At 67.3% G+C, this 24,128-nt stretch carries 25 protein-coding genes; 1 reads left to right on the top strand and 24 read right to left on the bottom strand.

Going from position 1 to position 24,128, the window contains the following annotated elements; translation table 11 throughout:
• From A5708_RS27950 to A5708_RS08650, 23 genes are all read right to left on the bottom strand, one after another.
• A partial coding sequence (locus A5708_RS27950) for an NADH-quinone oxidoreductase subunit J (protein ID WP_155765944.1) occupies window positions 1-654 on the bottom strand: 654 nt, incomplete at its 3' end.
• Window positions 651-1,196, bottom strand: coding sequence for an NADH-quinone oxidoreductase subunit NuoI (gene nuoI / locus A5708_RS08755; RefSeq protein ID WP_065028235.1), 546 nt, complete (start codon window positions 1,194-1,196; stop codon window positions 651-653). The genes A5708_RS27950 and nuoI, both read right to left, overlap by 4 nt.
• The gene (nuoH, locus tag A5708_RS08750) at window positions 1,189-2,460 is read right to left on the bottom strand and encodes an NADH-quinone oxidoreductase subunit NuoH (protein WP_065028251.1); all 1,272 of its coding nucleotides are present in this window, start codon (window positions 2,458-2,460) and stop codon (window positions 1,189-1,191) included. The genes nuoI and nuoH overlap by 8 nt, the downstream gene beginning before the upstream one ends.
• 5 nt (window positions 2,461-2,465) lie before the next feature.
• Entirely contained in the window at window positions 2,466-4,883 is a 2,418-nt protein-coding gene (locus tag A5708_RS08745) for an NADH-quinone oxidoreductase subunit G (RefSeq protein ID WP_065028234.1), read from the bottom strand.
• A gap of 6 nt (window positions 4,884-4,889) precedes the next feature.
• A complete protein-coding gene (gene nuoF / locus A5708_RS08740) occupies window positions 4,890-6,239 on the bottom strand; it encodes an NADH-quinone oxidoreductase subunit NuoF (RefSeq protein ID WP_065028233.1) in 1,350 nt (449 codons plus the stop codon).
• On the bottom strand, window positions 6,239-6,994 hold the full coding sequence (gene nuoE / locus A5708_RS08735; protein ID WP_065028232.1) for an NADH-quinone oxidoreductase subunit NuoE: 756 nt from the start codon (window positions 6,992-6,994) through the stop codon (window positions 6,239-6,241). Before nuoE ends, nuoF begins: the two co-directional genes overlap by 1 nt.
• Window positions 6,991-8,316 (bottom strand): NADH dehydrogenase (quinone) subunit D, encoded by a 1,326-nt coding sequence (nuoD, locus tag A5708_RS08730; RefSeq protein WP_065028231.1) that lies wholly within the window; start codon window positions 8,314-8,316, stop codon window positions 6,991-6,993. Before nuoD ends, nuoE begins: the two co-directional genes overlap by 4 nt.
• Complete coding sequence (locus tag A5708_RS08725) at window positions 8,316-9,023, bottom strand: NADH-quinone oxidoreductase subunit C (RefSeq protein WP_065028230.1); 708 nt, start codon at window positions 9,021-9,023, stop codon at window positions 8,316-8,318. Before A5708_RS08725 ends, nuoD begins: the two co-directional genes overlap by 1 nt.
• Complete coding sequence (locus A5708_RS08720; protein ID WP_065028229.1) at window positions 9,020-9,574, bottom strand: NuoB/complex I 20 kDa subunit family protein; 555 nt, start codon at window positions 9,572-9,574, stop codon at window positions 9,020-9,022. Before A5708_RS08720 ends, A5708_RS08725 begins: the two co-directional genes overlap by 4 nt.
• An 8-nt stretch (window positions 9,575-9,582) precedes the next feature.
• Window positions 9,583-9,960 (bottom strand): NADH-quinone oxidoreductase subunit A, encoded by a 378-nt coding sequence (locus A5708_RS08715; RefSeq protein WP_007772880.1) that lies wholly within the window; start codon window positions 9,958-9,960, stop codon window positions 9,583-9,585.
• A 440-nt stretch (window positions 9,961-10,400) separates the two neighbouring features.
• Window positions 10,401-10,802: a hypothetical protein gene (locus A5708_RS08710; protein WP_065028228.1), complete on the bottom strand. Its 402-nt coding sequence runs from the start codon at window positions 10,800-10,802 to the stop codon at window positions 10,401-10,403.
• A gap of 54 nt (window positions 10,803-10,856) precedes the next feature.
• A complete protein-coding gene (locus A5708_RS08705; RefSeq protein ID WP_065028250.1) occupies window positions 10,857-11,393 on the bottom strand; it encodes a YceI family protein in 537 nt (178 codons plus the stop codon).
• A gap of 33 nt (window positions 11,394-11,426) precedes the next feature.
• The gene (locus tag A5708_RS08700; protein ID WP_065028227.1) at window positions 11,427-11,828 is read right to left on the bottom strand and encodes a nuclear transport factor 2 family protein; all 402 of its coding nucleotides are present in this window, start codon (window positions 11,826-11,828) and stop codon (window positions 11,427-11,429) included.
• A 25-nt stretch (window positions 11,829-11,853) separates the two neighbouring features.
• Window positions 11,854-12,192 (bottom strand): DUF6285 domain-containing protein, encoded by a 339-nt coding sequence (locus A5708_RS08695; RefSeq protein WP_065028226.1) that lies wholly within the window; start codon window positions 12,190-12,192, stop codon window positions 11,854-11,856.
• Window positions 12,189-13,238 carry a phosphotransferase family protein gene (locus A5708_RS08690; RefSeq protein ID WP_065028225.1) on the bottom strand — a complete coding sequence of 350 codons (1,050 nt, stop codon included), beginning with the start codon at window positions 13,236-13,238 and terminating at the stop codon, window positions 12,189-12,191. The genes A5708_RS08695 and A5708_RS08690 overlap by 4 nt, the downstream gene beginning before the upstream one ends.
• Window positions 13,238-14,476, bottom strand: a complete 1,239-nt coding sequence (locus A5708_RS08685; RefSeq protein ID WP_065028224.1) for an acyl-CoA dehydrogenase family protein — start codon at window positions 14,474-14,476, stop codon at window positions 13,238-13,240. Before A5708_RS08685 ends, A5708_RS08690 begins: the two co-directional genes overlap by 1 nt.
• Window positions 14,477-14,484: 8 nt before the next feature.
• Entirely contained in the window at window positions 14,485-15,177 is a 693-nt protein-coding gene (locus tag A5708_RS08680; RefSeq protein WP_065028223.1) for a TetR/AcrR family transcriptional regulator, read from the bottom strand.
• Window positions 15,177-16,070 (bottom strand): hydroxymethylglutaryl-CoA lyase, encoded by an 894-nt coding sequence (locus A5708_RS08675; protein WP_065028222.1) that lies wholly within the window; start codon window positions 16,068-16,070, stop codon window positions 15,177-15,179. Before A5708_RS08675 ends, A5708_RS08680 begins: the two co-directional genes overlap by 1 nt.
• A 73-nt stretch (window positions 16,071-16,143) precedes the next feature.
• Window positions 16,144-17,349 carry a CaiB/BaiF CoA transferase family protein gene (locus A5708_RS08670; protein WP_065028221.1) on the bottom strand — a complete coding sequence of 402 codons (1,206 nt, stop codon included), beginning with the start codon at window positions 17,347-17,349 and terminating at the stop codon, window positions 16,144-16,146.
• Entirely contained in the window at window positions 17,346-18,548 is a 1,203-nt protein-coding gene (locus A5708_RS08665; RefSeq protein ID WP_065028220.1) for an alpha/beta hydrolase family protein, read from the bottom strand. The genes A5708_RS08670 and A5708_RS08665 overlap by 4 nt, the downstream gene beginning before the upstream one ends.
• A complete protein-coding gene (locus A5708_RS08660) occupies window positions 18,548-19,636 on the bottom strand; it encodes a homogentisate 1,2-dioxygenase (protein ID WP_065028219.1) in 1,089 nt (362 codons plus the stop codon). The genes A5708_RS08665 and A5708_RS08660 overlap by 1 nt, the downstream gene beginning before the upstream one ends.
• 320 nt (window positions 19,637-19,956) lie before the next feature.
• The gene (locus A5708_RS08655; RefSeq protein ID WP_065028218.1) at window positions 19,957-20,928 is read right to left on the bottom strand and encodes an NADPH:quinone oxidoreductase family protein; all 972 of its coding nucleotides are present in this window, start codon (window positions 20,926-20,928) and stop codon (window positions 19,957-19,959) included.
• Window positions 20,929-20,950: 22 nt separating this feature from the next.
• A complete protein-coding gene (locus tag A5708_RS08650; RefSeq protein WP_065028217.1) occupies window positions 20,951-21,949 on the bottom strand; it encodes an acryloyl-CoA reductase in 999 nt (332 codons plus the stop codon).
• A gap of 22 nt (window positions 21,950-21,971) precedes the next feature.
• On the opposite strand from A5708_RS08650, the gene A5708_RS08645 reads away from it, so the two are divergent.
• On the top strand, window positions 21,972-22,829 hold the full coding sequence (locus A5708_RS08645) for an oxidoreductase (RefSeq protein WP_065028216.1): 858 nt from the start codon (window positions 21,972-21,974) through the stop codon (window positions 22,827-22,829).
• Between the two features lie 87 nt (window positions 22,830-22,916).
• Here the strand turns inward: A5708_RS08645 and A5708_RS08640 are convergent, their stop codons facing one another.
• Entirely contained in the window at window positions 22,917-24,122 is a 1,206-nt protein-coding gene (locus A5708_RS08640) for an acyl-CoA dehydrogenase family protein (RefSeq protein WP_065028215.1), read from the bottom strand.
• Window positions 24,123-24,128 lie beyond the last annotated feature (6 nt).

Below are 24,128 nucleotides of genomic sequence, written 5' to 3'. Positions count from 1 at the left end.
CGCAACGTGACCACCGGCGGCTTCGCGGGACTGACCACCGCCAACGCCAATGGCAACGTGGAAGGGCTTGCGGCGCTGATCTTCTCGCGGTACCTGTGGGCGTTCGAGCTCACCAGCGCGCTGCTGATCACCGCGGCCGTCGGCGCGATGGTGCTGGCACACCGCGAGCGCTTCGAGCGCCGCAAGCCCTTCCACGTTGCCATTGGCGTTGGCGGTGGTCAGTCCCGCGAAGCCGCCGGTGGTCACGTTGCCGATGGCGGCGATCAGCAGGATGCCGAACCCGATCCCCGCGGCCACGCCGGCGATGCGCTGACCGCGCAGCGTCTCCTTGAGCGATTCCGCGGAGTCCACACCGATGAGCATCAGCACGAACAAGAACAGCATCATGACCGCGCCGGTGTAGACCACGACCTGAACCACACCCAGAAACAGCGCGTCCTGGATCATGTAGAAGACCGCCAGGATGATCATGGTCATCGCCAGGAACATCGCCGAGTAGACGGCGTTGACGGCGGTGACCACCCCGACCGCGCCGATCACGGCCAGGACGCCCAGCACCCAGAACGCGATCGCTTCGCCGGTGGAGGTGCGGACGATGGTGTCCTGCGCAAAACTCGAGGCCACGGTGACGGCGTGGCCGGCCAATCCGGTCACCGGGAGTCTCCGGCCTGCTCGGTCTGCCGCAACCCGTTTGCGGTCACATTGCCTTGGTAGTAGTCCTTGTCGGTCGCGCCTTCGGTCCTGGGGTGTGGCGGCGCGAGCATGTCCTGCAGCAGCGGCGCCAGCAGCCGGTCCTTCTCGTAGATCAGGTCCGCGCGGTTGTCGTCGGCCATCTCGTAGTCATTGGTCATCGTCAGCGCCCGCGTGGGGCACGCCTCGATGCACAACCCGCAACCGATGCACCGCAGATAGTTGATCTGGTACACCCGGCCGTAGCGTTCCCCGGGCGAATACCTGAGTTCCTCGGTGTTGTCGGCGCCCTCGACGTAGATCGCGTCGGCCGGGCACGCCCAGGCGCACAATTCGCAGCCGATGCACTTCTCCAAACCGTCGGGATAGCGGTTCAGCTGGTGACGGCCGTGGTAGCGCGGCATGACCGGGCCCGGCTTCTCCGGATACTCCTCGGTGACATTCCTTTTGAACATCGATCCGAACGTCACGCCGAATCCGGCTACGGCGTCCAAGAATTTAGCCACGTGCTTTCTCCTTGCTCGCCGCCGCCAAAGATTTCTGACCCTTCGATGGCAGGGGCGGTGTCGGGAATACGGGTGCGGAGTCGAGTCCGGTCGGCAGCTTCTTCGCCTCGCGGCGCAGCTGTTTCTCCATCGCGCGAATACCTGGCGCGCTGAACGGCTTTCGCAGCAACAGCACGAGCGCGGTGGCGAACACGAGGCTGCTGACCACCAGGATCGGGGTCCAGTGCTGATAGCCCTCGTTCTGCAGGGTGCGAATGACGGCGGCGATCAGCACCCAGACCAGTGAGGCCGGGATCAGCAGCTTCCAGCCCAGCCCCATGAACTGGTCGTAGCGCAGCCGGGGCAGCGAGGCCCGGAGCCAGAAGTAGACGAACAGGAAGGTCCACATCTTCGCGGTGAACCAGAGCACCGGCCACCAGCCGGTGTTGGCGCCGGCCCACATGTTCAGCGGCCACGGTGCGTGCCAGCCGCCGAAGAACAGGACGGTGGCCAGCGAGGAGACCGTCATCATGTTGACGTACTCGGCCAGCATGAACATCGCGAACTTCAACGACGAGTACTCGGTGTGGAACCCGGCGACCAGCTCACCCTCGGCCTCGGGCAAATCGAATGGCGCCCGGTTGGTTTCACCGACCATCGAGATGAGGTAGATGACGAACGACGGCAGCAGCAGGAACGCGTACCAGACCCGGTCCTGCGCGGCGACGATCTGCGACGTCGACATGGAGCCGGCGTAGAGGAAGACCGCGGCGAACGACAGCCCCATCGCCACCTCGTAGGAGATGACCTGGGCGGTGGAGCGCACCCCGCCCAGCAGCGGGTAGGTGGACCCGGAAGCCCAACCGCCCAGCACGATTCCGTACACGCCGATCGCCGACAGCCCCAGGATGAACAGGACCGCGACCGGCAGGTCGGTCAGCTGCAGCGGTGTGCGGTGGCCGAACACCGACACCACCGGGCCGAACGGGATGAACGCGAACGCGGTGAACGCCGGAATCGTGGAGATGACCGGCGCCGCGAAGTAGACGAACTTGTCGACCCCACCCGGGGTGATGGTTTCCTTGAGCGCCAACTTGATTCCGTCGGCCAGGCTCTGCAGGACACCCCACGGCCCCGCCCGGTTGGGCCCGGGCCGCAGCTGCATCCAGCCGAGGATCTTGCGCTCGAGCAGAATCGCCACCAGCACGTTCAGCATGAGAAACACGAAGATCGCCAGCGCCTTGCCGAGCACCAGCCACCACGTGTCGTGCCCGAAGGCGGTCAAGCCGGTCATTTGCCAACTCCGATCTTGACTGTGTCGCCGGCCGATACGCCGAGCTGGCGATGCGCCGCCGAGCCGGGCGAGTTCACCGGAAGCCACACCACCCGGTCGGGCATGTCGGTGATCATCAACGGCAGGCTGATGGATCCGTGTGACGTGCTGACCGTGACCGCGTCGCCGTCGGCGGCGCCGATCTCGGCGGCGGTATCGGCGGACAGCCGAGCGACGGGCTTGCGGGCCGTGCCCGCCAGATGTGGCTCGCCGTCTTGCATCCGGCCGTTGTCCAGCATCATCCGCCAGCCGGCCAATACCGCCTCACCCGACGCGGGCTGGGCCGGCTCCGGGGCCGCGACTGCCGGGTTCGCGACGCGCGTGCCGTCCCAGTGCCGCAGCGCAGCCAGTTCTTCGCGGGCCGTGGCGACGGTGGACATGCCCAGGTACACGCCCATCTCGTCGGCCAGCGTGTCGAGCACCTGGTGGTCGGATTGGCTGGCCTGCTGGGCGGTGCCGCGCAGTGCGGCCTCGAATGGCCGGAAGCGGCCCTCCCAGTTGACGAATGCGCCCGCCTTCTGCGTCGTCGACGCGACCGGGAAGACGACGTCGGCGCGTTCGGTGACGGCACTGTGGCGCAACTCCAGGCTGACCACGAAGCCGACGCCGTCCAGCGCAGCCAGCACCGCTTGCGGGTCGGTGAAGTCATCGGGCTCGACACCGCCCACCAGCAGCGCACCCAGCGTGCCGTCAGTGGCGGCGGCCAGGATCGCATCGGCGTCACGCCCACTGCCGGACGGCAATTCGGACACGTTCCACGCCTGGGCGACCTGCGCCCTGGCCGTCTCGTCGTCCACCGGGCGGCCGCCGGGCAGCAGCCCGGGCAGCGCGCCGGCCTCCAGCGCACCCCGCTCGCCGGCCCGCCGCGGCACCCAGGCCAGGCGGGCGCCGGTGGTGTCGGCGAGCCGTGCCGCCGCGGACAATCCGCCCGGCACCGTGGCCAGGCGCTCGCCGACCATGATGACCGCACCCGCGGTGGAGAGCAGGTCGCTCACCTCGCCGGTGGCCAACCCGTCCAGCGCCGAAGCCTCAGCGCCGGGAACGGTTTTGATCAGCCGCCCGGACATCTTGGTCAGGGCGCGGGTGGCGAACGGCGCGATGGCGTAGACCGGCAACCCCTGCTTGCGGACCGCCTTGCGCAGCCGCAGGAAGACGATGGGCGACTCGTCCTCGGGCTCGAATCCGGCCAGCACGACGACCGGCGCCGACTCCAGATCGGCGTAGCTGACGGTGATCTGCGTGCCGGCGATCCGGGCGGCCAGGAAGTCGGCCTCCTCGGCCGAGCTCGGCCGGGCGCGGAAGTCGATGTCGTTGCTGTCCAGCACGATTCGCGCGAACTTGGAATATGCGTAGGCGTCCTCCAAGGTCGCTCGGCCGCCGACCAGCACACCCGCGCGGCCACGCGCCGCTTCAAGTCCCTTGGTCGCGACGGCGATCGCGTGCGACCACGAGGCCGGCTGCAGCGAGCCGTCGGCGTCGCGGATCAGGGGAGTGGTGAGCACATCGGGCTGGGTCGCGTAGGTGAACGCCCACCGGCCCTTGTCGCAGTTCCACTCCTCGTTGACCTCGGGGTCGTCGCCGGCCAGCCGGCGCAGCACCTTGCCGCGGCGGTGGTCGGTGCGCTGCGCGCATCCGGAAGCGCAGTGCTCGCAGACGCTGGGGCTGGAGACCAAGTCGAACGGGCGGGCCCGGAACCGGTACGAGGACCCGGTCAGTGCGCCGACGGGGCAGATCTGCACCGTGTTGCCCGAAAAGTAGGAGTCGAATGGTTCGTTGGCGTAGATGCCGACCTGCTGCAGGGCGCCCCGCTCCTGCATGTCGATGAAGGTGTCCCCGGCGATCTGCTCGGAGAATCGGGTGCAGCGCGCGCACAGGATGCAGCGCTCCCGGTCCAGCAGCACCTGCGAGGAGATGTTGATCGGTTTAGCAAAGGTGCGCTTGACGTCGGTGAAGCGAGAATCGGCGCGGCCGTTGGACATTGCCTGGTTCTGCAGCGGGCATTCGCCGCCCTTGTCGCACATCGGGCAGTCCAGCGGGTGGTTGATGAGCAGCAGCTCCATCACACCGTGCTGGGCCTTGTCGGCGGCCTCCGAGGTGAGCTGGGTGCGCACCACCATGTCGTCGGTGGCGACCGTGGTGCACGAGGCCATCGGCTTGCGCTGCCCTTCGACCTCGACCAGACACTGCCGGCACGCACCGACCGGCTCCAGCAGCGGGTGATCGCAGAACCGCGGGATCTGGATGCCCATCAATTCGGCGGCCCGGATCACCAGAGTTCCCTTGGGAACGCTGATTTCGTTGCCGTCGATGGTCAGCGTCACCATGTCCGGCGGACGCACCTCGTCGCCGGTTTCGGTCTTGGCCGCACTCGTCATCGAGTCTTACCCTTTCGCGCCGTCGCGCTCCGCCGTCAGCATGGAGTCTCGTGGATCGAAGGGGCATCCGCCGCCCTCGACGTGCGCGACGTATTCGTCGCGGAAGAACTTGATCGACGACATCACCGGGCTGGCCGCACCATCGCCCAACGCGCAGAACGACTTTCCGAGGATGGTGTCGGAGATGTCCAGCAGCTTCTGGATGTCCTCGTCAGTGCCCTTGCCGGTTTCCAGCCGCTCGTAAATCTGGTCCAGCCAGAAGGTGCCCTCGCGGCACGGCGTGCATTTTCCGCACGATTCGTGCTTGTAGAAGTAGGTCCAGCGCCGCACGGCACGCACCACGCAGGTGGTCTCGTCGAAGATCTCCAGCGCCTTGGTGCCCAGCATCGAGCCGACGCCGCCGACACCCTCGTAGTCCAGCGGCACATCCAGGTGCTCGTCGGTCAGCAGCGGGGTCGACGACCCGCCCGGTGTCCAGAACTTGAGCCGATGCCCGGCCCGCACACCGCCGGCGTACGCGAGCAACTCCCGCAACGTGATTCCCAGCGGGGCCTCGTACTGTCCGGGCCGGGCGACGTGGCCGGACAGCGAATACAGTGTGAAGCCAGGCGATTTCTCGCTGCCCATCGAGCGGAACCAGTCCACGCCGTTGCCGATGATCGACGGCACGCTCGCGATGGTCTCGACGTTGTTGATCACCGTGGGGCAGCCATACAGCCCGGCCACGGCGGGGAACGGCGGGCGCAGCCGCGGCTGGCCGCGCCGGCCTTCCAGCGAATCCAGCAGCGCGGTTTCCTCACCGCAGATGTAGGCGCCGGCACCGGCGTGCACCACCAGCTCGAGGTCGAAGCCCGAGCCGTTGATGTCGCGGCCCAGGTAGCCGGCGGCGTAGGCCTCGGCCACCGCGTTCTGCAGGCGGCGCAGGACCGGCAGCACCTCCCCGCGCACATAGATGAACGCGTGGCTGGCACGGATCGCGTACGCGGCGATGATGACGCCCTCGACCAGGACGTGCGGTGTCGCCAGCATCAGTGGAATGTCTTTGCACGTACCGGGTTCCGACTCGTCGGCGTTGACCACCAGGTAATGCGGTTTGGCGGCCGCGCCGGTGTCACCCTGCGGGATGAACGACCACTTGGTGCCGGTCGAGAATCCCGCGCCGCCGCGCCCGCGCAGGCCGGAGTCCTTCACCAGCCCGATCACCGCATCGGGCTCCATCGCCAGCGCCTTCTTCATCGCCTCGTAGCCGCCGTGGCGGTGGTAGGTCTCGAGGGTCCACGACTCGGGGTCGTCCCAGAAGCGGCTGATGACGGGAGTCAGCGGCGTCGCCTGTGAAGTGTCAGAAGTCGTTGTCATTACTGGCCTTCCGGCGCGTCCGGCGCCTGCATGCCGTGTTCCTTGGCTACCTTCAGGCCGGCCAGAGTGGCCGCCCCGGCGCCGCCCTGGCCCTGGTCGGGACGCTCGTCGGGCAGGCCGGCCAGGATGCGCGACGTCTCGCGAAAGACACACAGCGGGGCGCCGCGAGTGGGCGGCCGGGGCTCGCCGGAACGCAGCGAGTCGACGAGTTCGCGCGCCGACTCCGGCGTCTGGTTGTCGTAGAACTCCCAGTTCACCATCACCACCGGTGCGTAATCACAGGCGGCGTTGCATTCGATGTGTTGCAACGTGACCGCGCCGTCCTCGGTGGTCTCGTCGTTGCCGACGTCCAGGTGTTCTTTCAGGGCGTCGAAGATCGCGTCGCCACCCATGATGGCGCACAACGTGTTTGTGCAGACACCCACCAGGTAATCGCCGGTGGGGCCGCGGCGATACATCGTGTAGAAGCTGGCCACTGCGGACACCTCGGCCCCGGTGAGCCCCAGCTGCTCGCCGCAGAACTCCAGCCCCGCCGGCGTCAGGTAGGAATCCTGGGATTGGACCAGGTGCAGCAACGGCAACAGCGCCGAACGTTTGTTGGGGTAGCGGCCGATGATCTCCTTGGCGTCGACCTCCAGCCGGGCCCGCACCTCGGGCGGATACGTCTCGGGCGCGCCCTCGACGACGAACGCGTTGGGCTCGTCGGGCGGCGGGCCGAGCCGGATGAAGACCGGCTGTCCCTGCGGCCCGGTCACCGGTCCACCCCGCCCATGACCGGGTCGATACTGGCGACCGCGGTGATCAGGTCGGCGACCATGCCGCCTTCGCACATCGCCGCCACCGCCTGCAGATTCGTGAACGAGGGGTCTCGATAGTGCACCCGGTAGGGCCGGGTGCCGCCGTCGCTGACCATGTGCACACCCAGCTCCCCGCGCGGTGATTCGACCGCGGTGTAGACCTGGCCGGCCGGGACCCTGATGCCCTCGGTGACCAGTTTGAAGTGGTGAATCAACGCCTCCATCGAGCCACCCATGATCTTGGCGATGTGGTCCGGTGAGTTACCCAAGCCGTCGGGGCCCACCTTCAAGTCGGCCGGCCAGGCGATCTTGCGGTCCTCGACCATGGTCGGGCCCGGCTTCAGCTTGTCCAGACACTGCTCGACGATCTTGATCGACTCCCACATCTCGTTGACACGAATCATGTAGCGCCCGTAAGCATCACACGTGTCTTCGGTGATTACGTCGAATTCGTAGTTTTCGTATCCGCAGTACGGTTCGCTCTTGCGCAGATCGTGCGGTAACCCGGTGGCGCGCAGGATGGGGCCGGTGATGCCCAGCGCCATGCATCCGGTCAGGTCCAGGTATCCGACGTCCTGGGTGCGGGCCTTCCAGATGGCGTTCTCGTTGAGCAGGCCACCCATTTCGCGCAGCACCTGCCTGAGTCCCTTGAGGCCTTCGACGATCTCGGCCTCCGCGTTGGGCGGCAGATCCTGCGCCACTCCGCCGGGGCGGACGTAGGCGCTGTTCATCCGCAGGCCGGTGATCGATTCGAACAGGGTCAGCACGATCTCGCGCCCCCGGAATCCGACGAACATCGGGGTCATGGCGCCCAGTTCCATGCCGCCGGTCGCCAACGCCACCAGATGCGACGAGATCCGGTTGAGCTCCATCATCATCACCCGGATGATGTTGACCCGCTCCGGAATCTGATCGGTGATACCGAGCAGCTTCTCCACACCGAGGCAGTAGGCCGTCTCGTTGAAAAACGGTGCGAGGTAATCCATCCGGGTCACGAACGTGACACCTTGGGTCCAGTAGCGGTATTCGAGGTTCTTCTCGATGCCGGTGTGCAAATACCCGATGCCGCAACGGGCGTCGGTGACCGTCTCGCCCTCGATCTCCAGGATCAGCCGCAACACCCCGTGCGTGGACGGATGCTGCGGCCCCATGTTGACGATGATGCGCTCGCCGGGGTCGACCCCGCGGGCGGCCTCGACGACCTTGTCCCAGTCCTGGCCACCGGCGACCACGAAGGTCTCGCCGGCGCCGTCGTGCGTCGATTCAGTGGTGGTGCTCATCAGTTGTACGCTCTCCGCTCGTCGGGCGGGGGTATCTGTGCGCCTTTGTATTCGACCGGAATCCCGCCGAGGGGGTAGTCCTTGCGCTGGGGATGCCCGTGCCAGTCGTCGGGCATCTCGATGCGGGTCAGCGACGGGTGTCCGTCGAAGATGATCCCGAAGAAGTCGTAGGTCTCGCGCTCGTGCCAGTCGGTGGTCGGATAGATCCCGAAAAGCGAGGGGATGTGCGGATCACCGTCGGGCGCAGCCACTTCCAGGCGGATGCGGCGATTGTGCGTGATCGACTGCAACGGATACACGGCGTGCAGTTCGCGTCCTGTCTCGTTCGGGTAGTGCACCCCGCTGACGCCCAGGCACATTTCGAAGCGCAACCGCGGGTCGTCGCGCAGCCGGTGAGCGACCTGTTCGAGCGCGTCACGACGGACGTGCAAGGTCAGCTCGTCGCGGTACACCACGACTCTTTCGATGGCGTCGGTGAATTCGACGTTGGCCTGGCTCAACGCCGCGGCCAGTGCGTCGACCACCTCGTCGAAGTAGCCGCCGTAGGGCCGCGGGCTGCTGCCCGGCAGCAGCACCTCGCGCACCAGTCGTCCGTAACCGGACGTGTCACCCGAGCCCTTGGCGCCGAACATGCCGCGGCGCACGTCGATGACTTCTTCGTCGGCGCGGCTGATCGCTTCTTTGGGATCTTGGTCCGGTGAGCTCATCTCAGCAGTCCGCGCATCTCAATCGTGGGCCGGGCCGTCAGCGCCGCCTGCTCGGCTTCAGCGATGGCGGTTTCCCGGTTGACGCCCAGCGGCATCTCCTGAATCTTCTCGTGCAGCTTCAGGATTGCGTACAACAGCATCTCCGGTCGCGGCGGGCAGCCGGGCAGGTAGATGTCCACCGGGACCACGTGATCGACGCCCTGCACGACCGCGTAGTTGTTGAACATCCCGCCGGATGATGCGCACACGCCCATGGCCAGCACCCATTTCGGCTCGGCCATCTGGTCGTAGATCTGTCGCAGCACGGGAGCCATTTTCTGGCTGACCCGGCCGGCGACGATCATCAGATCGGCCTGCCGGGGGGTGGCCGAGAATCGCTCCATCCCGAACCGCGCGATATCGAATCTTGGCCCGGCCGTTGCCATCATCTCGATGGCGCAGCAGGCCAACCCGAACGTCGCCGGCCACAGTGAGTTCTTGCGGACGTAGCCCGCGACCTTCTCGACTGTTGACAGCAGGATCCCGCCGGGCAGCTGTTCCTCAAGACCCACGTCTTACCTCAATCCCACGTCAGGCCGCCGCGGCGCCACACATAGGCGTAGGCCACGAAAACCGTCAGCATGAAAATCACCATTTCGACCAGAGCGAACGTGCCCAGCGCGTCATAGCTGACCGCCCAGGGATACAGAAACACGATTTCGATGTCGAAGACGATGAACAGCATCGCGGTGAGGTAGTACTTCACCGGAAAGCGCTGTCCGGCTGTCGCATGCGGGCCGCTCACCGATGTCTCGGTGGGCTCGATTCCGCATTCGTAGGCCGACATCTTCGACTTGTTGAAACGTGACGGGCCGGCCAGGCTCGCGATCGCCACCGAGCCCACGGCGAAGGCAGTGGCGATGGCGCCTAGCACCAGGATGGGTATGTAGACGTTCAACTCGCTCCATGATCCGTCGTACGAGCCGCCTGCAGCGGCCAGGCGGTAACCGGGCTGCTGTGACGAACCGGGTCTGAGGCCCGTCACAGTGATTTACAACATAGCGTCGCGGCGTGCGGCGCGCTTGTCCGGGGTGGGCGTTTTGCAGTATTGGCGGTGCCATGTCGCGCTGTGCTGCGCAAACTCGATAGCAGGTACAACCAACGCTCGCCGCCGGACGCGATCCGCCGCACCAACCGCTCGATGAGCACCAGCAAAGGCGCGGCGACGCCGATCGCAGCGGCACCAAAGATCAGGGGCGTCGCCAGGGCGGATGGTCCGCCGTCAGCAACGTCGCGAGTAGCGGCGGTCGCGGTGGCATCGGCCGCCGAAGTGGTCAGGACTGCCGCGTTTGACGGCCGGGAATCAACGGCCGCGGCAAAGACGCGGCGTGGAACGAATCAGCGAACCGGTGCTCGCAGCAGGCTGAGCACCGTGCGGCCCAGCAGGATGGGGTCGATGGGATGCGGCACCGCGCCCTCGGCGCGCGACCAGGAGGCCAACCACGCATCGTCGGGCCGCCCGGTCAGCACGACCAGGGGTGGGCAGGTCTCGAGTTCGTCTTTGAGCTGCTTTGCGATTCCCATGCCACCGGTCGGGGAGGCCTCGCCGTCCAGGATGGCCAAGTCGATGCCGCCCTTGTCCATCGTCGCCACCACCATGGGCCCGGTCGCCACCTCGACGTAGCTCAGTTCGGGCAGATCGGGATGCAGCTGCTTGCCCAGCGCACGCATCACCCGCTCGCGGGTTTGCACATTGCTGCTGTAGACGAGGATCCGCAGGGCGATGGTGGAGTCGGGCACGGTGCAGATGCTACTGGTGTCGCACCCGGTTCAGCGGGGTGCCCGCAGAAATCCCTACTGCGATACCCGCACGAAGATGGCGTCGGCCGCGACCGTTGCCGTCGAGCTCACCATGCCGAGCTGGTTCCAACCCAGGTCGAACCGGTCCCGATCGAGCTTGGTTTCACCGGTGATTCGGATCGAGCCGTCGTCGAGCTCGGAGATCGTCACGGGCAGCTGCACCTCCGCGGTGACGCCCTTGATGGTGAATGTGGTCCGCAGGTCCGCGGCCCTGCCTTTGGTCGGCTGCACCGCCGTGACGACGACGCTGATCTCCGCGAAGCGGTCGACGTCGAAGAAGTCGGCCGAGCGCAGGTGTTTGTCCCGACGGCCGATGCCCGTGTCCAGCGAGGCGGTCCGGATGTCCACCCGGCCGAAAACCGCTCCCTTGCCGGTCAGTTGGCCGTCGCCGGTGAAGTCGGTGAAGCGGCCCTTGACGTTCAGCAGGCCCCACATGTTCCTGATCTTGAAAGTGATGGCCGAGCGATCCGGGGCCAGGTTCCACACGCCGGCCATGTCGGGATCGTGAAGCAGTGTCTCCAAGGTCGTCATCGTCACCCCCAATGTGTCGTGGCGAATCTAGCGCTAGTTCATCAGCGGCGCGATCCCGGCCGGGTCGAAATACTCGTCGATCCGCTCGATCAGGCCGTCGGTACCGACCCGGATCACGATGCAGACCCGCAGCGAGATCGACTGCCCGGCATGCCCGGTGGCGTGCAAGATGTGCTGCTGAACGAAGCCCCGGGCGGATCCGTCATCGAAGAGCTGCCGGTCCAAAATCTCGTAGCGGCGCTGCGTCGTCGCGCCGATGAACCAATCGATGACCCGCATCGCGCGGGCCTTGTCGTCGTCGCGCCGTGAGCCGACCCGCCACACCGCGATGTCGTTGCTCCACATCGCGTCAACCGCGGCGACGTCGCTCCGCTCGATCGCCGTGAACAGGCGGTTGGCCGCGTCGAGGACGGTCTCGGTGCTGGAAGCGGGCATGTCTGGCTCCTCGCTGATGGCCGGGCTATTCGGTGTCGTATCCGGGGTGGGCGACGGCCAATCGGCGTCGCACCAGGGTGCGCAGGCAGGCGGTCACCTGGTCGGCTCGCCCGTCCAGCTCGCCGGCCCGTATCGCCGCGGCCAGCTGTTCCTCGTCGGCGAAGCCCAGGCCGGCCAGCGCGGTGCGGGATTCCGCTTCGCTCTCGTCGAGCAGTTCGCGCTCGACGATGCGCAGCGCGTTGGCGGCGACCCGGGCGTGGAAGTTGACCTGTCCTTCGGTCGCACCGCGCACATCGCTTTCCAGGAATTCGGCGACCGCGGCCACGAGTTCGGCGGCCAGCGGGCGGCCGTATGCGCCGATCATGGGCCCAGCCCCGATCGCCCGCTTCCTCCTCGCGCCGCCCAGCGGCGCGCATCGTCATCGGGCGCCTCGAGCAGGTTGAGCAGGTCCCACTCGGTCTCGCAGACTCGGCGCCCGATGGTGGCCAACTCGACCGAGCGATGTTGCCCGCTCAGGTGCCGTTCGGCCTGGAAGCGGCAGATGACACCCCAGCGCAAGGTGGCCAGCACCAGCCACCAGTGAAATGCCACCCGGTCGACGGTAGTCGCGCTGGCCTGCTCGTAGGCGCGCAGGAAGCTTTCGATGCTGCCCAGGCCGCCGGCGCCGAGGCTGGCCGGGGCGCCGAATCGCCAGGCCCGGATGCAGAACCACGCCAGGTCTTCGTAGGCCTGCCCGACGTGCACCAGCTCCCAGTCCAGCACCGCGGCGAGGTTGGATCCGTCGACGATGAGGTTGCCCATCCGAAAGTCCCCGTGCACCAACACCGCCGGCGACTGCTGCGGACGGTGGGCGGCCAGCCAGCGGAACCCCCATTCGAATGTCGCGGTGGTGTCGCCCATGTCGTCGAGGCGCTGGCGCCATTCGGCGAGTTGGTCCTCGTGCGTCAGGTCCGGGATGTCGGTGTCGGCGCGGTGGATGGCGGCCACCGCGTGCGCGCATTGCTGCAGCAATCGGGTGCGCGCCGCGTGCCCGTCGGCGCCGTCGAGCTGGCGCTGGATGCGCCGCACGATGGTCTCGCCCTTGATCGCGTCACAGATCAAATACGGATTGCCAAGTGCGGCAGGGGAATTGTCGGCGATCAGCACGTGGGGGACCGGCGCCCCGGCGGCCGCCGCGGCCGCCTGCGTCCTGGCTTCCAGTTCCATGCCGGCGTGCACATCGTCGGGTGGGCCGGTGCGCAAGATCAGCGCACGACGCTGCGCGTTGATGACGACCTCAAACGCCCAGGTGGTTCTGCTGGCGCCACCGGTCAGCGCGCGCAGATTCTCGACCGCGGTGTCGGCGCCGACGGCCGCCGTGAGCACCCTGGCCAGTTTGGTGCCCAGTTCCGCCGACTCGTCGCTGTCCATCACTTCTTGCCGAATTTGAACAGCCGCTGCGCGACCCGGCGAATCTGGATCTCCTCTGCGCCCTCGGTGATCCGGTAGCGGCGGTGATGGCGGTAGATGTGTTCGAACTGCTCGTGCCGGCTGTAGCCGAGGCCGCCGTAGACCTGCATGGCGCGGTCGGCGGCGTCACAGACCAGCCGGTTGGCGCGGTAGTTCGCCATCGACACCTTGTCGGAGACCTCCATGTGGTGGTCGCGGTCCAGATGCCAGGCGGCGTACTGCACGAGCAGCCGCACCATCTGCGCTTCGGTCTGCAGCTCGGCCAGCGGCCACTGCACGGCCTGGTTCACCGACAGCGGCTTGCCGAATACCTTTCGGCCGGCCGCGTATTCGGCGGCGCGGTCAATACAGTACTGCGCCGCGCCCAGGCTGCTCGCCGCCTGCCGAATCCGGTTCTCGTGCAGGAAGGTCTGGGCGACCTCCAGGCCGCGGTCCACGTCGCCGAGCACCGCGTCGGCGGGAATTCGAACATCGGTCAACTCGACTTCGCCGTGGTCGGTGGGCATGTTGAAGGTCCACCAGTAGTAGGGGACGTTGAAGCCGGGCGCGTCGGTGGGCACCAGGAACGCGGTGATGCCGAACGCGGCCCCCGGCTCGCCGGAGGTGCGCGCGAAGACCAGGTCGTGGGTCGCGCGGTGCACGCCGGTGTTGAACCGCTTGGAGCCGTTGATCACCCAGCTGTCGCCGTCTCGTTCGGCGTGCGTCTCCAGCCAGGTGGCATCCGATCCGTGTTGCGGCTCGGTCAGGCCGAACGCCATGGACCGCTCCCCGGTGATCAGCGCCTCCGACCAGTCCTTGCGTTGCTCGTCGGTGCCGAACCGCTCCATCATGATCACCTGCGGGAAGTTCCCGACGATCGACGATTCGTTCTGCAGGTCGTTGTGCAGGCCAAGCCCCTTGTGCGCCAGATGTTCCCGGATGATTGCCATGTCGACGTTGCTGCCGTCGCGGCCACCCAGTGCGGCCGGCAATCCGTAGCGCAGCCAGCCCGCCTTATCGGCCCGCCGGCGCATCTCGGAGAGCAGATCCTCCCATTCGCGCGTCGGGATCCCGTCGTTGTCCCAATCGGTGCGCGCGTGCTCGCGGCGCTGGTCGAAGTACTGCATGTTCTCGCGTTCCAGCGGCTTGATCTCGGTCTCGATGAACTCGTCCATCTCGGCGAGCAGGCCCGGAAGATGTTCTGGCAGAGTGAAATCCACGTCTTCTCCTACGATTTCGTGAGGTCGCCGTACAGGGTTTTCTTCCAGATCGTCGACAAGGTCGCGATGGCGTCGTCGTCGCTGAGGTCCACGCCCAACCCCGCGGGGCCAGATGGCCCGACGAACACCGTGGTGAAGTTCTCGAACAGCAACGCGATGGCCGCCGCCGTGTGCTGGGGGTGCAGCTCGGTGCCGTAGCCCTGTTCCTGCGCGCGGCGCACCGAGGCCGCCACGAGATCGATTCCGAACCGCCGGAATTCGTTCTGGACGGCGGCGAAGCGCTGCTGGGTGGCGGCCAGCTGGGCCATGGCGATCATGATGCCGATGTTCTGCTTGAACATGTTCCAGTAGCCGGTGACCACCGCGGTGAAAAAGTCGTCGTCGTCGGTGGGGGCACTCCCCCCCACGCGGGAGGTACCCCCAGCCGCTTGCGGGGGAGAGTCCGGCAGGTGCACGCTGAGTCCCGACGGCGCCACCACCTCGTGCAGGAACGATTCCGCGAGGGCGGCCAGCAGGTCTTCCTTATCGGTGAAGTATCGGTAGAACACCGCGGGTGATTTTCCCGCGGCCGAGGTGATGTCGGCGAGGGTGGTGCCGTGAAAACCCCTTTCGGCGAACAGCTTTCGGGCGGCTTGTTCGATCGCCTGCCTGGTCTGGCGGCCTTTGGCGGTCAGCTCGCGGTTCGCCTCCGGGGCGGACATCAGTTCCGCATCCGGTCGCCGGCGCGCAACAGGGCGCTCGGCAGGTCGTGACCCACCGCCGACTTGGCCACGCCGGCGGCGGCGATGGCGGCCTGCAGGTCGACGTCCACGTCGATGCCGCTGTCGGCCAGCAGGTATACGAGATCCTCGGTGGCGATGTTGCCGGTGGCGCCCGGCGCGAAGGGGCAGCCGCCCAGACCGCCGACCGAGGCGTCCAACCGGGTCACCCCGGAGTTGACCGCGGCGTAGGCGCTGGCCAGTCCGGAGCCGCGGGTGTTGTGGAAATGTCCGCCCAACGGCAGGTCGCCGATCACCGGACGAAGTTGTGCGATCAGCGAACTCACCCGGCCCGGGGTGGTGGTGCCGATGGTGTCGGCGATCGACAGGCGGTCTGCGCCGCGGTCGCGGGCGGCCGCGGCGATCTCGAGAACCCGCTGGGGCGGGGTCGGGCCTTCGAACGGTGAGTCCCAGGCGGTGGCGATGACGACTTCCACGGTGGCGTCGCCGTCGTGCGCGATGGTCAGGATCTCGTCGATCTGGTTGGTGGCCTCGGTGCTGGTGCGCCCGACGTTGGCTTTGCTGAAGGTGTCGTCGGCGGCCACCACGTATTCGATGGAGCGCAGCCCCGCGGCGACTGCCCGCCTGGCGCCGTTGGGGCTGGCCACCAGGGCCGAGAATTCGATGTCGGGATAGTCATGCAAATGGGCGGCCAGCTCGGCGGCATCGGCCATCGACGGCACCTTGGTGGGCGAGACGAACGCGGTGACCTCGACCTCGCGAACCCCGGTGGCCGCCACCGCGGCCAGCAGTTCAAGCTTGGCCGACAACGGAATTGGCGTTTCGATCTGCAGACCGTCGCGCAGGGCCACTTCTCGAATGTCGACGTGTGTCATTGGCGCCGCTCTCCCCCGCAAGCGGGAGGTGCCCCCACCTCATCGCTGCGCTCTGCATCGTCGCCGACGTGTGTCACAGCACCTCCTCGGCACGCAGCTCGTCGAGCTCCTCGGCCGTCTTGCCCAGTAGCCCGATGAAGACGTCGTCGTTGTGCTGGCCGGGGCGTGCGGGGCCGGCGTTGCGGACCTGCCCCGGCGATTCCGAGAGCATCGGCACGATGCCCGGGCCCAACACGTTGCGCTGCACGCGCTCGTCGTAGTGCTCGACCAGCATGCCGCGCGCCCGCAGCTGCGGGTCGTCGACCACCTCGGCGACGGTGTTGATCGGCCCCGCGATCACCCCCGCGGCGGAGAGGGTTTCGATGATCTCGCCTGGCTGACGTTCCGCGGCCCATGATCCGATGATGTTGTCGAGTTCGTCTTGATTGCGGCCCCGCGCGACGTGCGTGGCGAACCGGTCGTCGGTGGCCAGCTCCGGGCGGCCCATCGCCTTGCACAGCCGGGCGAAGACGGTGTCCTGGTTGGCGGCGATCACCACCCACGAGCCGTCGGCGCTGCGGTAGATGTTGGACGGGGCGATGCCCTCGAGCCGGGTGCCCGACGGCCCGCGCACCACGCCGCCGACGTCGTAGTCGGGGATGGTGGATTCCTGTACGGCCAAGCATGATTCGGTCAGGGCGACGTCGACCACCTGGCCGCGCCCGGTGACGCTGCGCCGGTACAGCGCGGCCAGTGCGCCCTGGGCGCCGAACATGCCGGCCAGGCTGTCGCCGAGCGACAGCGCCAGCCGGGGCGGCGGACCGCCCGGAAAACCGTTGAGGTGGCGCAGCCCGCTGGCCGCTTCGGCGACCGACGCGTAGCCGGCCTTGGTGGCGTCCGGTCCGGTCTGCCCGTAGCCGGACACCCGGACCAGGATGATGCCCGGATTGCGTTCGCTGAGCACGTCGTAACCCAGGTTCCACTTTTCCAGGGTGCCCGGGCGGAAGTTCTCCACCACGATGTCGGACTTCTCGACGAGCTCGCAGAACAGTTCACGCCCACGGGGATGACGCAGGTCGAGGGTGATCGCTTTCTTGTTGCGCGCGTGCACCGTCCAGAAGACATGCTGCCCGTCGAGCTCGGCCTGACCCCAGGTGCGCAGCGGGTCCGGGGCCTTGGGCAGTTCCACCTTGATGACGTCGGCGCCCATGTCGCCGAGCAGCCGGCCGGCGAAGGGCCCGGCGATCAGGGTGCCCAGTTCTAGCACCCGAACGCCGTCCAGCGGGCCGGTCACCGTCATTCGGCACTCGCGAAATCATGCCGTACCAGCCAGTCGGTGACGATGGTGACGGCGGACCGCAGCGCATCGCGCTGGTCGGGGCCCGCGTAATAGTGTGTGGCGCCGGGGATTTCGTGCATCTCCTTGTCCTCGTGTCCGATCGCCTGGAACAGCCGCCGGGTGTGGCTGGGCGTGCAGGCGTCATCCGCCAGGTTACCGATCACCAGCGCGGGAATCGCGATGTCCGGACCGCAGGCCACCGCGTCGCCGCGGGCGTCGTCGTAGCTCCACTGCGAAAGCCAGCCGCGCAGGGTGGAGAACCGGGCCAGCCCGACCGGGCTCATGTTCACCACCTGAGGATCCCCCAGATAGCAGGTGCCGGGCACGCGTTCGTTGGGATCGACGGCCGGGTCCAGCCAGCGCGGGTCGGCCATGGTGCCGTGCACGACGAAACCGAACTCGTCGTCGGGTCGGCCGGCGGCCGCCAACTCGGCCAGCTTGGCCCTGACCCACGCGGTGATGCGTCGGTTGCGGTCGATCTGCGCCTGCCGGTAGCGGTCCAGGAATTCTTGGCTGTACGGCGGCTGATTGGGGTTGTCGGGGTTGTACAGGTCCAGTTCGGGATCGCGGTTGCCGGGGTCGGATTCGTCGAGGATCGACGCGTCCAGCCATTCGGTCAGCGTGCCGTGCCGGCTGATGTGCGCGGCCAGCAGCATGATGCCGTCGGCCGCCGGCAGGTCGAGTTTGGTCAGGTCGGGGCCGTCGCCGGTCGGGCTGGACGTGATGGTGGGATTCTGCGCCTGCTGCTGGTAGAACACCGACAGCGAACCGCCGCCACTCCACCCGGCCAGCACCACCTTCTGGTAGCCCAGCCGCTTCTTGGCGTCCTTGATGCACTCGCCGAGATCCTCGACGACCTTCTCCATCAGCAGCGCCGAGTCGGTGCCGCGGAAGCGGCTGTTGCAGTAGATGACGTGATGGCCGGCCCGCGCCAGCGCGTTGATCATCGGCAGGTAGGCGCCGCCGCCGATGGGATGCATGAACACCAGCACGGTGTCCGACGGCTTGTCCTTCGGCTTGAGCAGGTAGCTCTCCAGCACGGTGATCTCGGCCAGCCCGCCGTAGACGTCTCGTACCCCGGAATTGTTCTGGAAGGCAACGAGATAGGGGATTCGCTCGTATTCGTGCTTCTTGGGTTTCACGGCTTGCGCTTGCGTCATCAGTGTTGTCCTAGGTCGTGGGCCAGTACCTCGGCCGACGGGGTGAGCCGCCGGCGCGTGTCGATGGCGATTACCTGCCAGTCGACGCGGGAGTAGTCGTCGAACTTGCGGCGCGCCCGTTCGCGCGCCTTCTCCGGTGCGCCGTGGTGAACCCCTTGCGGCGCATGGGAAATCAAACCGGGCGGCATCGGGATGCCGTACAGCGAGCCGCCGTGGAAGAAGGCGATCTCGTCGTAGTCGACGTTGCGGTGATACCACGGTGTGCGTTCGGTGCCCGGAATCCCCTCGGCGGGCTTGGGCAGGAAGTTCATCACGTAGACGCCGGTGGCCTGCATGAACAGGTGCACCGTCGGCGGCAGGTGGACACTGTCGGAGGTGACCACGTTGTAGTCGGCGATGTTGAACGTGAATGCGAAGTTGTCGCCGCGCCAGCCCTCGACGTCGAGCGGATTATGTTGGTAGAACAGCGTTGTCGGGCCGCCTTCGTGGATGAGCCGAACCTCGAATTCGCCGTCGGCCTCGTCGGCCGGCGCCGGCTCGGGGATGACGACCTGCGACGGGTCGAAGGGGAAGTGGCGGCCCAGCGCGCCGGGTGGCGGCACCCGGAACTCGTCGGTGGCCTCGATCATCAGCATCGTCGTCGCGCTGTCGGGTAGCTGGCGCCAGGTGCATGCCTTCGGGATGTACAGCCAGTCGCCCTCCCGGTAGCGCAGCGGCCCGAATTCGGTCTCGGCCAGGCCGCTGCCCTGATGCACGAAGCACAGCAGGTCGCCGTCGACGTGACGGACGAAGAACGGCATCGGCTCGTGACGACGGCTCAACAGGATTCGGCAGTCGTCGTTGCTGAACATCAGCAGCGGTCCACCGTCAGCCTCGGTGGCGTCGCTGGGCTTGAGCTCACTGGACAGCACATCGATGGGCCGCAGTGGGCCGACCGATCGGTACGCGGTGGGGTCGTGACGCCGGTACAGGTTGGCGGTGCGGCCGGTGAAGCCGCCCCGGCCCAACTCGTCGTCCTTAAGGCCTTCGAGGTCGGCGTGCAGGCGGCGCGGTGTTCGGCCTTTTCGCAGGTGCACAAAGGATTCCATGGACGGCTCCTCCGGTGGGGACCAGCTGGGTGGCGAGCGAGATTACAAAACTGAAAGTGACATTACTTTCTCTTTTTGGACCGCACAAGGGTCGCCGGCAGGCGGCCGCACCAGGGCCGGCGCGAGCCGTCGTCGTCACCGTCCCGCGCTCGTCACAATCGCCACAGGCGTCTCCGCCGGGCAGGACTTGTCGTGCGCCCACCTCACAGCGACAACACCAGTGACGCGTGCAGCCGGCGGGCGAATGTCGCTACGAGGCGGGCAAACAGTCGACTGCCCCGCGCCGAAACCACTGGGGCAGCTGGGGACAAGTGCAGCGCCTAACCGCGAACGCGCAGCACGACCTTGCCCTTGGCGCTGCGATTCTCCAGGGATGCGACGGCGGCCCCGGCTTCTTCCAGCGGGTAGGTCACCGGCTCGGGCGGGGCCAGCTCCCCGGAAGTGAGCAATCGCTCGAGTCCGGCCCACTGCTCGGCCAGCGCGCCCGGATGCGTCCCCGCCCAGGCGCCCCAACCCACGCCGACCACGTCAACGTTGTTGAGCAGCAACCGGTTTACCTTGACGGTGGGAATCTCGCCGCCGGTGAACCCGACGACCAGCAGCCGCCCGCCGGGAGTAAGCGAGCGCACGGAATCGGTGAACCGGTCGCCGCCGACCGGGTCGACGACGATGTCGACACCACGGCCGTGGGTCAACTCCTTGACCGCGTCCTTGAAGCCGTCGGCCAGCACCACATCGGTCGCGCCCGCGGCCGTCGCGATGTCGGCCTTGTCCTGGGTGCTGACCACGGCGATGGTCCGGGACGCGCCCAGCGCCGGCGCCAGCCGCAGCGCCGAGGTCCCGATGCCTCCGGCCGCGCCGTGCACCAAAACCGTCTCGCCCCGCTGCAGCCGACCCCGAACGGTCAGCGCGAAGTACACCGTCAGGTCGTTGAACAGCAGGCCGGCGCCCGCCTCGAAGCTCACGTTGTCGGGCAGCTTGAACACCCGGTCCGGGGCCAGCACCGCGACCTCGGCCATGCCGCCGGACAGCATCGTGAGGCCGACGACCCGGTCGCCGGCGCGCACGTGCGCGCCCTCGGGTGCGGATCGCACCACACCGGCGATCTCGGCACCGAGGACGAACGGCAGCTCGGGGCGGTATTGGTACAGACCCCGGGTGAGTAGGGCGTCCGGGAAGGCGACCCCGGCGGCGTGCACGTCGACGAGGACCCCGTCGCCCGACGGTTCGTCGATGTCGGTCAACTCGACCGCGTCCGGACCATCGAGCCGAGTCACCTGTACCGCGCGCATGCCAGCAGAGCCTACTGGCCGCTCAAAATCCGCCCGCGACCCGCACCACGGCCCGGCCGGAGAATTTCCCGGCGCGCACCTGATCGATCACGCCGACGACGTCCTTCACGTCGACGTCGCTGACCAGCGAGTCCAGGTGACGTGGCCGCAACGAATCGCCGAGCCGGGACCACAATTCGCGGCGCGGTCCGATCGGCATCAGCACCGAGTCCATGCCCAGCAACGCGACGCCGCGCAGGATGAAGGGCAGCACCGTGGTGTGCAGGGCTGGGCCACCGGTGAGGCCGCTGGCCGCCACCGCGCCGCCGTAATCGACGGTGCTGAGCACGTCGGCCAGCGTCGCGCCGCCGACACAGTCCACCCCGCCCGCCCAACGCGCCTTGCCCAGCGGCCGTGGCTTGGCGTCGCGGTCCGCGGGCAGCCGGCCGATAACCTCCACGGCGCCAAGGGCTTTGAGGCGGCCGGCGGCCTCCGTCTTGCCGCTCGAGGCGACGACTTGATAGCCGGCGGCCGCCAGCAGGTCCACGCTGACCGAACCGACGCCGCCGGTGGCTCCGGTGACGACGATGGGACCGGCGTCCGGCGTGATGCCCCAGTCGATCAGCGCCTGCACGCTCATCGCGGCGGTGAAGCCCGCCGTTCCGATCGCGGCGCCCTCGTGCGGGCTCAACGCGCCGAGCGCCACCACCTGGTCGGCGGGCAAGCGTGCGTACTCGGCGTAGCCGCCGTGGTGGCCGGTGCCGATGGCATACCCGTGGGCCAGTACCTGGTCTCCGACGGCGAAGTCGGCGGACGTCGACTCCACGACCTCACCGGTCAGGTCGATGCCGGGGACCACCGGGTAGTTGCGCACCACGCCGCCACCTGGCGTCAGCGCCAGCGCATCTTTGTAGTTCACGCTGGAATACAGGACCCGGATGGTCACATCGCCGGGCGGCAGCTCGGAGTGGTTCAGCGTCTCGACCGACGCGGTTATCCGGTCTCCATCTTGGCGCGCGACGAGCGCGTGAAACGTGTCCATCCTTCGACGCTAACCTCACCGTATGGATCCCTTTCCACTCGGTGGGTTTTCGGTCAACCGCGTCGGCTTCGGGGCCATGCAGTTGCCCGGGCCCAATGCTTTCGGTCCGCCGCGCGACCGCGACGAGGCGCTGGCCGTGCTGCGCCGCGCGGTCGACCTCGGCGTCGACCACATCGACACCTCGCAGTTTTACGGACCCGACATCGCCAACGAACTGATTCGTGCCGCATTACATCCCTATCCGCGGAACCTGGCGCTGGTCAGCAAGGTCGGCGGGCGCCGCGACGACAAGGGCGCCTGGCTGCCGGCCGGTGCGCCGGCCGAGTTGAGCCGCGACATCGAAACGAACCTGCGCAGCCTCGGCGTCGAGCGACTGGCGGTGGTCAACCTGCGGGTATTCGAAAGCGACGGTCCGGACCAGGAGTTCGACGATCAACTCTCGGCCATGATCGAGGCCCGCGACCGGGGGCTGATCGGCGGCGTCGGGCTGAGCAACGTCAACCGCGACCACCTGCTACATGCCTTGGGGCGCACCGAGATCGCTTGTGTGCAAAACGCATTCAACCTGGTGCACCGGGAGTCGGCCCCGGTGCTCGAGGAATGCGAGGCGCGCGGAATCGCCTTCGTCCCGTTCTTCCCGCTCGGCGCGGCCTTCATGCAGCCCAACCCGGTGCTCAGCCACCCGGTGGTCCAGGAGATCGCGCAGCGCCTGGGCCGCACCCCGGCTCAGGTCGCGTTGGCGTGGACGCTCGGCGTGGCGTCCAACGTGCTGCTGATCCCCGGCACCTCGTCGCTGAGTCACCTGGAAGAGAACATGGACGTCGCGTCCATCCAACTGGACGACGAAGCCCGCGAGCGACTGAACGCGATCGCTGCGTAGGTTTCGCCGAACGTGTACTCACGGCGAAAAAATCGTCAATATTCCGCCGTGGTTGCACGTTCGGCGCAGAGGGCCGCTACGTGATCGCTACTTGAGTTCGGCGGAGGACAGGCCGAGCAGGCGGCGGGCGACCACCAACTGCTGAATCTGTTGGGTGCCTTCGAAGATGTCCAGGATCTTCGAGTCGCGCGCCCACTTCTCCAGCAGCAATTGCTCGGAATAGCCTGCGGTGCCGGCCAATTCGACGGTCTTGAGCGTGACGTCGGTGGCCATCCGGCCGGCCTTGGCCTTGCTCATCGAGGCTTCTTTGGAGTTGGGGATCTTGTTGTCGGCTTGCCATGCCGCACGCAGCGACAGCAGGTAGGCGGCCTCCCAGTCGGCTTCCATCCGCAAGAACTCCGATGCTGCCGCACTCTGGACGTGCGAGGGCTTGTCGTAGGAGATCTCCACGCCGGCCTCGGTGAGGATCTTGCGAATCTCCTCCAACGCGGCGCGGCCGACACCGACCGCCATGGCCGCGACGATGGGCCGGGTGTTGTCGAAGGTCTCCATCACTCCGGAAAAACCTTTGCCCACCTCGATTTCGGGGTTGCCGAGCAGGTTTTCCTTTGGGATGCGGGCGTTGTCGAATCGGATGACCGCGGTGTCGGAACCCTTGATGCCGAGCTTGTGCTCCAGCCGTTCGACCGTGACACCGGGGTGCTCACGCGGCACGACGAACGACTTGATCGCCGCCCGGCCCTGTGACTTGTCCAGCGTCGCCCACACCACGATGTGGGTGGCGCGTGATCCCGCGGTGACGAAGATCTTCTCGCCGTTGATCACGTACTCGTCGCCGTCCAGGGTGGCGGTCGTCGACACGGCCGCCGAGTCCGATCCGAAGCCGGGCTCGGTGATGGCCATCGCCGCCCACACCTTGCCCAGGCGTTGCAGCTGTTCCTCGTTGGCGACGGCGGAGATGGCCGCGTTCCCCAGCCCCTGATAGGGGACTGACAGCATCATCGCCAGGTCGCCCCAGCTGGCTTCCAGCGTCTGCAGCAACGCGGCCATGTTGGCGCCGTTGTGGTTCTTGTCCCGTTCTTCGTCCTCGCCGCCCAGCGCGTTCGCTCCTGCGAATTCGATTGACTCCGAAGCCCCTTCGAAGAGACTGAACAGCGTGTCCAGCTCGACCGGGTAGGCGTGCTCCTTGAGGTCATACTTGCGGGCGATCGGCCGCATCAACTCGGCGGCGCCCTGATGCGTCTTCGTCGTTACCGCCTGCATCTTGCGGGGAAGTTCCAGATTAATTGCCATGATTGA

The organism is Mycobacterium colombiense, assembly GCF_001672755.1.
Taxonomy (GTDB): Bacteria; Actinomycetota; Actinomycetes; order Mycobacteriales; family Mycobacteriaceae; genus Mycobacterium; species Mycobacterium colombiense_C.
This window is presented reverse-complemented; position numbering and strand designations above follow the sequence as displayed.

Coding starts and splice junctions, on each gene's coding strand:
- A5708_RS08745 (WP_065028234.1), bottom strand. CDS start 4,883: ATGACGAGTGCGGCCAAGACCGAAACCGGCGACGAGGTGCGTCCGCCG.
- nuoF (WP_065028233.1), bottom strand. CDS start 6,239: ATGACAACGACTTCTGACACTTCACAGGCGACGCCGCTGACTCCCGTC.
- nuoD (WP_065028231.1), bottom strand. CDS start 8,316: ATGAGCACCACCACTGAATCGACGCACGACGGCGCCGGCGAGACCTTC.
- A5708_RS08725 (WP_065028230.1), bottom strand. CDS start 9,023: ATGAGCTCACCGGACCAAGATCCCAAAGAAGCGATCAGCCGCGCCGAC.
- A5708_RS08705 (WP_065028250.1), bottom strand. CDS start 11,393: ATGACGACCTTGGAGACACTGCTTCACGATCCCGACATGGCCGGCGTG.
- A5708_RS08700 (WP_065028227.1), bottom strand. CDS start 11,828: ATGCCCGCTTCCAGCACCGAGACCGTCCTCGACGCGGCCAACCGCCTG.
- A5708_RS08695 (WP_065028226.1), bottom strand. CDS start 12,192: ATGATCGGCGCATACGGCCGCCCGCTGGCCGCCGAACTCGTGGCCGCG.
- A5708_RS08690 (WP_065028225.1), bottom strand. CDS start 13,238: ATGGACAGCGACGAGTCGGCGGAACTGGGCACCAAACTGGCCAGGGTG.
- A5708_RS08680 (WP_065028223.1), bottom strand. CDS start 15,177: ATGTCCGCCCCGGAGGCGAACCGCGAGCTGACCGCCAAAGGCCGCCAG.
- A5708_RS08675 (WP_065028222.1), bottom strand. CDS start 16,070: ATGACACACGTCGACATTCGAGAAGTGGCCCTGCGCGACGGTCTGCAG.
- A5708_RS08670 (WP_065028221.1), bottom strand. CDS start 17,349: ATGACGGTGACCGGCCCGCTGGACGGCGTTCGGGTGCTAGAACTGGGC.
- A5708_RS08665 (WP_065028220.1), bottom strand. CDS start 18,548: ATGACGCAAGCGCAAGCCGTGAAACCCAAGAAGCACGAATACGAGCGA.
- A5708_RS08660 (WP_065028219.1), bottom strand. CDS start 19,636: ATGGAATCCTTTGTGCACCTGCGAAAAGGCCGAACACCGCGCCGCCTG.
- A5708_RS08655 (WP_065028218.1), bottom strand. CDS start 20,928: ATGCGCGCGGTACAGGTGACTCGGCTCGATGGTCCGGACGCGGTCGAG.
- A5708_RS08650 (WP_065028217.1), bottom strand. CDS start 21,949: ATGGACACGTTTCACGCGCTCGTCGCGCGCCAAGATGGAGACCGGATA.
- A5708_RS08645 (WP_065028216.1), top strand. CDS start 21,972: ATGGATCCCTTTCCACTCGGTGGGTTTTCGGTCAACCGCGTCGGCTTC.
- A5708_RS08640 (WP_065028215.1), bottom strand. CDS start 24,122: ATGGCAATTAATCTGGAACTTCCCCGCAAGATGCAGGCGGTAACGACG.